The organism is Nonomuraea spiralis, from assembly GCF_014648435.1.
Lineage (GTDB): Bacteria > Actinomycetota > Actinomycetes > Streptosporangiales > Streptosporangiaceae > Nonomuraea > Nonomuraea spiralis.
On the sequence record NZ_BMRC01000066.1, the window covers coordinates 1 to 9690 of the forward strand.

The window sequence follows — 9690 nt, forward strand, 5'->3', positions numbered from 1 at the left end:
ACGCCGGAACTCGGGAGGGTGAGGTGCGGGCACGAAGGACATCCTTCCTGATGATCAAGGGTGACCTCAGGCCAAGTGTCCGGAGAACAGGGGGAAGCTCACTACATGTTCGTCTGCCTGGAATGCCCCGAGCGCCCTGTGGACTCCCTCAGCCAAGGATCATGAATTTGGTACGCATGGCGCAGTGAGCCATCCCGTGATCACGAGCAAGTCGCGATGCTGGTCCAAAGTGAGGCGTCCGGTGATCAGGCGGTTGATCTGTGCCAAGCGCTTTCGTGTGCGGTCCCGTAACGTGCCTGCGGGGACGACGGGGTAGGCGCGGCACAGCAGATCGACGGCCTCGGCGAGGGCCTCCAACGTGCCGGTTCCGACGTCGGATGCCTGGAGTTGCTGGGCGAGCTTCATGGTCCCGTACAGGTCGGCTTCGGCTCGTAGGGCGTCGTCCGGGGTTGACGTGGGCTTCGATGAGGCGGCTATCGGTCTGTTTGGTGGGTGAGAAGCCGAGTGCTTCCGGTTCCTGTCCGGTCAGTTGTGTCAAGGCGAGTCGGTACGGCGTACGGGGCCATCGGACTTCGCCGGCCTCCCAGCGTCGGACGCGTTCCTCGTCGCAGGCCAGGTGTTCGGCGATGCCGATGGGAGTGGCGTTGATCTGGTCGGCCATCTGGACGCGGGAAAGGTGCTTTTCGTTGCGCCAGGCCCGAAGCCGCACGTTCGGGATGTAGTCGGGAAGGCCGTTCAGGGGTCCTGCAGAAACGCGGTGCGGTTCGCGACGCCTCTGGCCGGCCTCCGACGATCGTGGAGGTCCTGCTCCCGGCAGACAAGCACGAGCTAGAGGACGCCCATTTCTTAGCAGCCGGGCACTCCATGTGCCCGCTCGGGAGGTGCCGTGCAGACCGGTGGATCTTCCTGCCACACATGGTTGCTGCGGCTCTTGTATTGATACATGGCGAAGATGACGAAGATCACCATGCCGAGTACGACGAGCCCGTAGAACCAGGTGCCGCCCTTGTTGTTCAGCACCCAGGCAGTCATCAGACCCACGACGGGTGCTCCGCCTCCGAGTCCGAGCGCCAGATAGATGAGCACCTGGCCCAGGTCCTCATTCGCCGGTTTGGCTCCCATCAGGGCGAAGCTGTACTCGAAACCCAGCCATCCAAGCACCAGGGTGCCCAGCACCCACACGACTCCTAAGATCAGCAGCGCCGAACCACCTCTGGATTCAGTACGTTCCGGCTCCATGGCAAGAAGTGTTGATCCCGGTCTGTCCTGGATTGGACACGACCGCTTCACGGTCCCGCATCAAACAAGCCCGCCCGGAAGCCCCTCGCGGTCAAGCCCCTCGCGCCGATGTTCCTGACGCGGGCAGAAGCCGAGCGGGCGCTGTGGCGGTGATCGACACCGGTCAGGCCGACTGTACGTGTGATCGGCGGTACAAGGCCTTCGTGCCCCTGGCCACGTTCGCGAGCCTGCGATGGGGGGTGGGATCATCGCAGTGACCCGAGCGGATCTCAACCTCGACGCAGGCATGGTTCGCGTGCGTCCGGCCTATGTGGAGCGCTCATTCGGTGAGCGCCGGCTCTCGGTCCGCCCAAGCCCAAGGCCGGCCGGCGTGCTGGCCGCGGTGCATGATGCGGCGGGAGCCGTGCTGATGGTGCTGGAAGCGGCGTTGCCAGGTGTTCTTCATGAGTTGCAGGATGTCTATCCCGTGACATAGGCCGACTTCGGATGGTGCCGTGCAAGACATTCCTGCTGTCGTCAGTGAAGACCCATCCAGGAAGAAGTCGTTCTGGCGCAGTCGGAAGAGGGGTTGTCTCTTGGTCGCCCTCCTGTCGCCGGTGATGGCCTTGGGTCTGCTCGTACTCCTCTTCATGATCCCTATGTGGGTCAATGACGGGAAGCTGGCGGGTATGATCAGCCGGTTCGAGCGTCACCCCCTGCCGCCCAAGACCGAGTGGGTCGGCCAGGGCGAAGGATCCGTCGCGCTTCGCGGCAACGGCAACCACTGTGACTACCTCGCCCGCTTCACGCTTGAGACGGGCCTGAGCATCCCCGAGCTCAAGAACTACTACGACCGGGCGAAAATCGTGGGAATCGACGGAGATCGGCCCTACATCACGATGCGGGCTCAGCAGGCGTCGAAACCCACCGCCCACGGCGTGCAAGCTGTGATCGTGGAACTGTCCGACAGCACAGGCGCGGGCCTGGACCTTCGCTGTCATTGATCCAGTCGAGGCCGCCTGCCGGGTGTGCTGAGAATTCTCCCACACGCCCAGCTCAATCACTTGTGCGGCAAGTTGAAGGAGCTCCTCTCGATTCAGTCGGACAAGTGGACGACCGAACATCGGTTTCTCTTAAGGAGTGAATCACCGTGGCCATCCAGGGACCGATCTCGATCGGCTTCGACCAGGTCTTCCCCCACAGCCCGTGTCCGAGCCGCACCCGGCCACCGACGATCAGAAGTGGCTGATCGAGTTCCAGGCCGATGTGCAGGTCAAGCGAGATGCCGCCGAACGTCGCGGTCAGGACGTGGCCGACTGGGACGAGGCGACCGCGGGCATCGACGCGGAGATCAACGCCGCCGGGATGCGGGGCAATGTCACCGGCGGCCGAACCGCTTCCCGCCGCTCCCGTTCCACCCGACGGCGGCTCTCTCGCCGAGGGCAAGATCAACTGAACTGGCGCGCAGGTGAGAAACGTCTCAGAAAACAATCAAGGCCCGGGTCCGGAAGTCATCCGTGACCTGGGCTTCCTCATGTGGAGCGGGTGACGGGAATCGAACCCGCGCTGTCAGCCTGGGAATCTTTCATGATCACAGCATCTGGCCAGGGGGAACGTGGACCGGGGTCGATGTCCGTCGCGTGACCGCGAGTTCCCGCGGCTCCCCGTTGATCGCCGTCCGAACGGGCACGCGGCGGGCACGGCCTGGCGGCCCGTACGCACTCTGCTCGCTCCGCTCGGGCATCTACCTCACCCACTTACGCCCACCGGAGAGCGCTCGTGATCACGAAGAGGTGGACAGCACCTCTGCACGGACAAGAAGATCTCGGCATGGGAACCGACATCCATGGATTCATCGAGTGCCGCACATGGACTCCCGGACTCGATGTCGGTGAGACCGCTTGGTGCGCTGCCATCTCGCTGAAGTTGTTGGTTGGCAGAGACTATGAAGCCTTCGATTGCCTCTTCGGGGTTCGCGGCTCAGGCCACTGGCGACCGGTAGCAGCCGATCGCGGGCTCCCCCAGGACGCGTCGGAGACCACCAAAGCGGGTTTGACGGGATGGGGGGAAGCGGCCTTCGGTGTCACGTGGTTGAACTGGGATGAGGTCACCGCGATCGACTGGGATGAACCCGCGCTTCATCCGACCAACGTCGCCCAGTATCGGCAGCTTTCCGATCAGAGCCAAGAGCTCGTTCACCGCTCGGTATGGAGCCGTAGGTTCGCTCGGGTAAGTGGCGTGGATACCTTGACGGTCGACCCTCATCAGGTTGCTGTTCTATGGGATGAAGGCACCGAGTGGAGGGACAGAGACACCATCTTCCGCGTTGAGCGCGCCACTCGCCGCTGTGCCGTACTGTCTGACAGCCTCTGGCACGGAGTATGGACAGTCATGCGTACGCTCGCACACGTCCACGGAGACGATGCTGTCCGCCTGGTTGCCTGGTTCGAGGAATAGGCGATCCGGCATGCCGGACAGCGTTTTCGTGCGTGGAGCGGGTGACGGGAATCGAACCCGCGCTGTCAGCTTGGGAAGCTGATGTTCTGCCATTGAACTACACCCGCACGAACCGAAGTGCGCGTCCCCCACTGTAGCGGAAACTTGCCCCTCAACAGCAAACCCAACGCCCCACCTTTTCCGGCCGGGACGGTAAGTTGGCTCACCGTGTTGCTATCTGACCGTGACATCCTTGCTGAGATCGACTCGGGCCGGCTCGCCCTCGACCCCTTCCACCAGGACATGATCCAGCCGTCCAGCATCGACGTACGGCTCGACCGCTACTTCCGTGTCTTCGAGAACCACAAGTACCCCCACATCGACCCCGCCGTGGAGCAGCCGGATCTCACGCGGATGGTCGAGCCGGCCGGTGACGAGCCGTTCATCCTGCATCCGGGTGAGTTCGTGCTGGCGTCCACCTATGAGGTGATCACGCTTCCCGACGATCTGGCCTCGCGGCTGGAGGGGAAGAGCTCGCTCGGACGGCTCGGGTTGCTGACGCACTCGACCGCCGGGTTCATCGATCCGGGTTTCAGCGGGCACGTCACGCTTGAGCTGTCCAACGTGGCGACGTTGCCCATCAAGTTGTGGCCGGGGATGAAGATCGGGCAGTTGTGCGTGTTCCGGCTCAGCTCGCCCGCCGAGCATCCGTACGGGTCGGCCAAGTACGAGTCCCGGTATCAGGGTCAGCGGGGGCCCACTCCGTCCCGGTCGTTCAGGAACTTCCACCGGACGAAGATTTGAGTGAACAACAGGTGAACATTTAGAAAACGCCTTGGCGGGATCGACCCTCCACGCACCCGCCATCAGGCCATGTCAGGGGTCGGATTTCCCTGCAAAAAGCGGCCAAACTACTCCGTATCCCGGTGTCGCACAACATACGCAGGGTAGCCAGAAGGCGAAGGGAACATGAAGTTCGCATTTCGCCTGGTAACCCGTACCCTCTTCCACGGACCATCCCCGCACATCTGGAGAACGACGTGCGCCTGCGTCTCACGCCACGTGAGGACAGCTACTACGACCTGTTCGCAGACTCCGCGAACAACCTGGTCACGGCATCCCGTCTGCTGGTCGAGATCATCAGTGACGGATCGGACAGGGAAGCCCTGGCCGAGAAGATGCGCGCCTGCGAGCACGCCGGTGACGAACGCACCCATGCGATCATGAACCGGCTCAACGAGAGCTTCATCACCCCGTTCGACCGTGAGGACATCTACCGCCTCGCCTCCAACCTCGACGACGTGATGGACGCCATGGAGGCCGCCTCCGACCTCATCGTCCTCTACCAGATCGACCACCTCCCCAAAGACGTGGTCCGGCAGGTCGAGGTCCTGGAACGTGCCGCCGAGCTGACCGCCGAGGCGATGCCGCGGCTGCGTTCCATGAAGAACCTCAACGAGTACTGGATCGAGGTCAACCGCCTGGAGAACCAGGGTGACCAGGTCTATCGCAGGTTGCTGGCCAAGCTGTTCAGCGGTGAGTACGACGCGCTCACCGTCATGAAGATGAAGGAGGTCGTCGACGCCCTCGAAGAGGCGGCCGACGCCTTCGAGCACGTGGCCAACACCGTCGAGTCGATCGCGGTCAAGGAAAGCTAGGCCCAGTGGACCTCACGCTCGCCCTCGTCATCGGCGTGGTCGTCATCTCTCTGGTCTTCGACTACACCAACGGGTTCCACGACGCGGCGAACGCCATCGCGACCTCCGTCTCGACCCGGGCGCTCACCCCCAGGGCCGCGCTGTTCATGGCCGCGGCGATGAACTTCATCGGCGCCCACCTGGGCACCCAGGTCGCTCAGACGGTCGGCAAAGGGATCATCGACGCTCCCGACGGTCCGCACGGCCTGGTCGTCGTGGCCGCGGCGCTCATCGGCGCGATCGCCTGGAACCTGATCACCTGGTACTTCGGGTTGCCCTCCTCCTCCAGTCACGCGCTCATCGGCGGCCTGGTGGGTTCCGCGCTGGCCTCGGCCAGCGTGGTGCACTGGGACGGCGTGATCGAGAAGGTCGTCATCCCGATGATCCTGTCGCCGTTGATCGGCTTCAGCCTCGCCGCGTTGATCATGATCGCAATTTACTGGATCTTCCGCAACAGCCAGCCGGGCAGGACCAACCGCGGGTTCCGCTACGCGCAGACCGTCTCGGCCGCCGCCATGGCGCTCGGGCACGGCCTGCAGGACGCGCAGAAGACGATGGGCGTCATCTTCCTGGCGCTGACGGTCGGCGGGTACGCCAGCCCCGGCGAGGGCATCCCCCAGTGGGTCATCCTCTCCGCCGCCGGCGCGATCTCGCTCGGCACGTACGCCGGTGGGTGGCGCATCATGCGCACGCTCGGCCGGCGGATCATCGCGCTCGACCCGCCCCAGGGGTTCGCCGCCGAGTCGGCCGCGGCCACCGTCCTGTACGGTGCCGCGATCGGGTTCGGCGCGCCGATCTCCACCACCCACACCATCACCACGGCGATCATGGGCGTCGGCGCGACCAAGCGGCTGAGCGCCGTGCGGTGGGGCGTCGCCGGCAACATCGTGACCGCCTGGGTGCTCACCATCCCGGCGGCGGCCCTCGTGGCGTCGCTGGCCTACCTGCTCCTCCACGCCATCGTGGAGTAGGGCTACGGCGTGGGCTGCCCGCCCGCGTACATCACGTCCACGTCCCAGCGGGCGAAGCCCAGGGACTCGTACAGTCTGATCGCCGCCGTGTTGGCCTCGTCCACGTAGAGCATCGCCTGGGCGAGGCCACGCGCGCGCAGGTGGTTCAGGCCGGCCAGGGTGAGCGCCCGGCCCAGGCCGGTGCCCTGCTGGGAGGGGTCGACGCCCACGACGTAGACCTCGCCGAGCGGCTCGTGCCCGTGCTCGGACGAGCCGTGGATCTTGGTCCAGTGGAAGCCGGCGAGCCGGTCGCCGCGTACGGCCAGGAAGAAGCCCTCAGGGTCGAACCAGGGCTCACGTTCGCGCCGGATCAGGTCGTCGCGCGTCCACGCGCCCTGCTCGGGGTGGTGGGCGAAGGCGGCGGCGTTGACCTTGAGCCAGGCGTCCTCGTCCTGCCCCGGGACGAACGTGCGCAGCCGCACGCCGTCCGGGAGCGTGTAGGGAGGAAGCGGGGCGAACAGCGAGCGGCGCATCTGCCAGAGCGAGCGCACGCGTTCGAAGCCGGACGACGCGGCCAGCGCGCCGGCGCCCGCGTGATCGCCGTGCGCCCACAGCCGCACCCGGCCGCCGGCCAGTTCGAGTACGGCCCGCAGTAGCCGCGTCCCGTGGCCCTGTCGCCGGTGGGCCGGATGGATGACCAGCTCCGCGCTCGGACCCTCGACCTCGTCGGTGGGATCGACGTGCGCGTAGCCCACGGGCGTGCCGTCGGCCGCGTGCAGCAGTAACGAGCGGGCCCGCGGGTCGCCGCCGTAGCGGAGATGGAGCATCACGTGCTCGTTGAGCGGGCGGACGCCGTCCGCCTCGGTCGCCGCTTCGACGATGCCGAGCACCTGGGTGATCTCTACGTCGTCGAGCCGTTCACTGATCTTCACGTGCGCACCCACAGGACGAACTCTAGGCGTACCAATGGCGAACAATGCCATTGGCTGTCCCGGTCAATCGTTACCTTTGAGACATTCGTTGCATAGGGAGACGTCGTAACGTCCCTGTCATGACGTCACGCACCCTCCTCCGGCTGTGCACGGCCGGCGTCGCGACCGCGGCCGGGATCGCCCTGGCCGTGGCGCCCGCGGTCGCCGCGACCAGCGGCTCGGCCGGTCACGGAAACGGCCACGGAAACGGACACGGCGGGCCGACCGTCCCGGTCCGCCTGCTCAGCATCAACGACCTGCACGGCAACCTCGAACCGCCGTCGGGCTCCTCCAGCCGCATCCTCGACCCGGACGGCCCCCTGGTCGACGCCGACGGCTCGCTGACCGGGCTCGCCGGCGGCAAGTACTCGATCGCCGGCGGCGTGTCGTACCTGGCGACGTACGTCAAGCAGGCGCGTACCGAGAACACGCTGGTCGTGGCCGCGGGCGACCTGATCGGCGCGTCCCCGCTGATCTCGGCCGCCTACCACGACGAGCCCACGCTGGAGGTGCTCGGCTCGCTCGGCCTCAACGCGACCGCGGCCGGCAACCACGAGTTCGACGAGGGGTACGCCGAGCTGCGGCGCCTCATGAACGGCGGTTGCCACCCGGTGGACGGCTGCTCGCCCGCCGGGCAGTGGAAGGGCACGGACTTCGACTTCCTCGCGGCCAACGTCGTCAAGGAGGGCACCGACCAGTACGCGCTGCCGCCGTTCTACGTCAAGAAGATCAACGGCGTCCAGGTGGGCTTCATCGGCCTGGTGACGGCGACCACGCCGACCATCGTGACCGCCGAGGGCATCAAGGGTCTGCAGTTCACCGAGGAGGTCGCCGCGGCGAACCGGGCCTCGGCCTACCTGGCGCGCAGGGGCGTCAAGGCGCAGGTCGTCCTGATGCACGAGGGCGACTCGATCACCCCGAACCAGAGCCCGGACGCCTGCTCGGTGAACACCGCCAACGCCGGCTCGCGCATCGCCAGGGAGCTGAACCCGCAGATCGACCTGGTCATCAGCGGCCACTCGCACCAGGCGTACATCTGCAAGACGAAGGACCCGGCCGGCCAGGACCGCCTCTACACGCAGGGGTCGTCGTTCGGCCGCGTGCTGACCCAGATCGACCTGCGGGTCGACAAGCGCACCAAGGACGTGATCCGCTCCTCGGTCACCGCCGACAACAAGGTCGTCGCCCGTACGGTCACGCCCGACCCGCAGGTCGAGGCGCAGGTCCAGACCTGGCGGACGCGCAGCGCCGAGGTGGCCAACCGCAAGATCGGCACGATCACCGGCGACATCAGCAACGTCGTCAGCAACACCTCGGCCGCGACCACCAAGCCGGAGACGCCGCTCGGCGACCTCATCGCCGACTCGCAGCTCGAATCGGCCAAGGCGGCCGGGGCCGAGATCGCGCTGATGAACCCGGGCGGCATCCGCACCTCGCTGACGTACGCGCAGTCGGGGTCGGAGGGCGACGGCGTCGTCACCTACGGCGAGGCGTTCGCCGTCCAGCCGTTCAGCAACCTCGTGCAGGTGCGGACGTACACGGGGGCGCAGCTCAAGGCGCTGCTGGAGCAGCAGGTCTGGACGCCCAACCCGGCGACGGGCGCGATCAACCACCGGATGTTGCAGGTGTCGTCCTCGCTGGCCTACACCTTCGACACCACCAAGCCGGTGGGGTCGCGGGTGTCGGGCATCAAGCTCAACGGCACGCCGGTCACGGACACCCAGTCGATCAAGATCGCCGCGAACAACTTCCTGATGGGCGGCGGCGACGGCTTCTCGGTGTTCACGCAGAGCACGGACACCTGGAGCGGAGCCATCGATCTGGACGCGTTCACGGCGTACCTGACCGCGCGCTCGCCGATCACCCCGTCGGCGGCCGACCGCATCACCTTCGTCAAGTGATCCCCGAGATCACCTTCGTCAAGTGATCCCCGAGCCGGGGGCCCCGCTCGCCGGGGCCTCCGGCTCGTCCGGCAGCCAGGTCAGCCACTTGCGCGTGACCTCCGCCTCCAGGTCCACGCCGTGGTGGCGGGCCATCAGCAGCACGTGGCACAGCACGTCGGCCAGCTCCGCGCGGAAGCCCGCCTCGATCTCCTCCGGGGTCAGCCCCCTGGTCCGCGCCTGCCCGGCGCGCATGAGGTACGCCTGGGTCAGCTCGCCGACCTCCTCCTGGAGCTTGAGCAGGTACCAGGCGTCGTCGCGGACGATCCCGAGCCGCCCCGCATAGCGGTCGGAGACACGCTGGACGTCGTGGCCGAGCCGGCGCAGATCCATCAGGCGAGTCTAGGTGCCCGCCCGAGGGCCCCCAGGCGGCTCTAGGCCGTGTTTCATAAGGCTTTGAGCCACTGGTTGATCGCGGCGATGATGACGACGGCTTCGTAGCGTACGGCGAGCTTGTCGTAGCGGGTTGCCATGCCAC

The 9690-nt window shown here is 66.3% G+C and carries 12 protein-coding genes and 1 tRNA gene; 8 read left to right on the forward strand and 5 right to left on the reverse strand.

The window, feature by feature from the left end; translation table 11 throughout:
- Positions 1 to 159 precede the first annotated feature (159 nt).
- Positions 160 to 405 carry a hypothetical protein gene (locus IEZ27_RS52980; protein WP_189654247.1) on the reverse strand — a complete coding sequence of 82 codons (246 nt, stop codon included), beginning with the start codon at positions 403 to 405 and terminating at the stop codon, positions 160 to 162.
- A gap of 441 nt (positions 406 to 846) precedes the next feature.
- Positions 847 to 1239, reverse strand: a complete 393-nt coding sequence (locus tag IEZ27_RS52985; protein ID WP_189654248.1) for a hypothetical protein — start codon at positions 1237 to 1239, stop codon at positions 847 to 849.
- A 253-nt stretch (positions 1240 to 1492) separates the two neighbouring features.
- Between IEZ27_RS52985 and IEZ27_RS52990 the strand changes: the two genes are divergently transcribed.
- From IEZ27_RS52990 to IEZ27_RS53005, 4 genes are all read left to right on the forward strand, one after another.
- Complete coding sequence (locus IEZ27_RS52990; RefSeq protein WP_189654256.1) at positions 1493 to 1714, forward strand: hypothetical protein; 222 nt, start codon at positions 1493 to 1495, stop codon at positions 1712 to 1714.
- Positions 1715 to 1814: 100 nt separating this feature from the next.
- Positions 1815 to 2222 carry a hypothetical protein gene (locus IEZ27_RS52995; protein ID WP_189654249.1) on the forward strand — a complete coding sequence of 136 codons (408 nt, stop codon included), beginning with the start codon at positions 1815 to 1817 and terminating at the stop codon, positions 2220 to 2222.
- A gap of 202 nt (positions 2223 to 2424) precedes the next feature.
- Complete coding sequence (locus IEZ27_RS53000) at positions 2425 to 2739, forward strand: hypothetical protein (protein WP_189654250.1); 315 nt, start codon at positions 2425 to 2427, stop codon at positions 2737 to 2739.
- A 309-nt stretch (positions 2740 to 3048) separates the two neighbouring features.
- Positions 3049 to 3675, forward strand: a complete 627-nt coding sequence (locus IEZ27_RS53005) for a hypothetical protein (RefSeq protein WP_189654251.1) — start codon at positions 3049 to 3051, stop codon at positions 3673 to 3675.
- A 33-nt stretch (positions 3676 to 3708) separates the two neighbouring features.
- On the opposite strand, the gene IEZ27_RS53010 is transcribed toward IEZ27_RS53005, so the two are convergent.
- A tRNA-Gly gene (locus IEZ27_RS53010) sits at positions 3709 to 3782 on the reverse strand.
- Positions 3783 to 3882: 100 nt separating this feature from the next.
- Between IEZ27_RS53010 and dcd the strand changes: the two genes are divergently transcribed.
- The 3 genes from dcd to IEZ27_RS53025 all read left to right on the forward strand — a co-directional run bounded on the left by dcd (position 3883) and on the right by IEZ27_RS53025 (position 6322).
- Positions 3883 to 4458, forward strand: a complete 576-nt coding sequence (gene dcd / locus IEZ27_RS53015) for a dCTP deaminase (protein WP_125643346.1) — start codon at positions 3883 to 3885, stop codon at positions 4456 to 4458.
- Between the two features lie 236 nt (positions 4459 to 4694).
- Positions 4695 to 5312 carry a DUF47 domain-containing protein gene (locus tag IEZ27_RS53020; RefSeq protein WP_106243913.1) on the forward strand — a complete coding sequence of 206 codons (618 nt, stop codon included), beginning with the start codon at positions 4695 to 4697 and terminating at the stop codon, positions 5310 to 5312.
- Between the two features lie 5 nt (positions 5313 to 5317).
- Positions 5318 to 6322, forward strand: coding sequence for an inorganic phosphate transporter (locus tag IEZ27_RS53025; protein WP_189654252.1), 1005 nt, complete (start codon positions 5318 to 5320; stop codon positions 6320 to 6322).
- A gap of 2 nt (positions 6323 to 6324) precedes the next feature.
- Here the strand turns inward: IEZ27_RS53025 and mshD are convergent, their stop codons facing one another.
- Positions 6325 to 7245: a mycothiol synthase gene (gene mshD, locus IEZ27_RS53030; protein ID WP_379478683.1), complete on the reverse strand. Its 921-nt coding sequence runs from the start codon at positions 7243 to 7245 to the stop codon at positions 6325 to 6327.
- A 107-nt stretch (positions 7246 to 7352) separates the two neighbouring features.
- Between mshD and IEZ27_RS53035 the strand changes: the two genes are divergently transcribed.
- Entirely contained in the window at positions 7353 to 9173 is a 1821-nt protein-coding gene (locus IEZ27_RS53035) for a bifunctional metallophosphatase/5'-nucleotidase (RefSeq protein ID WP_189654254.1), read from the forward strand.
- Positions 9174 to 9191: 18 nt separating this feature from the next.
- Here IEZ27_RS53035 and IEZ27_RS53040 read toward each other — a convergent pair whose 3' ends face one another.
- Positions 9192 to 9545 (reverse strand): nucleoside triphosphate pyrophosphohydrolase family protein, encoded by a 354-nt coding sequence (locus IEZ27_RS53040; RefSeq protein WP_189654255.1) that lies wholly within the window; start codon positions 9543 to 9545, stop codon positions 9192 to 9194.
- Between the last annotated feature and the right edge of the window lie 145 nt (positions 9546 to 9690).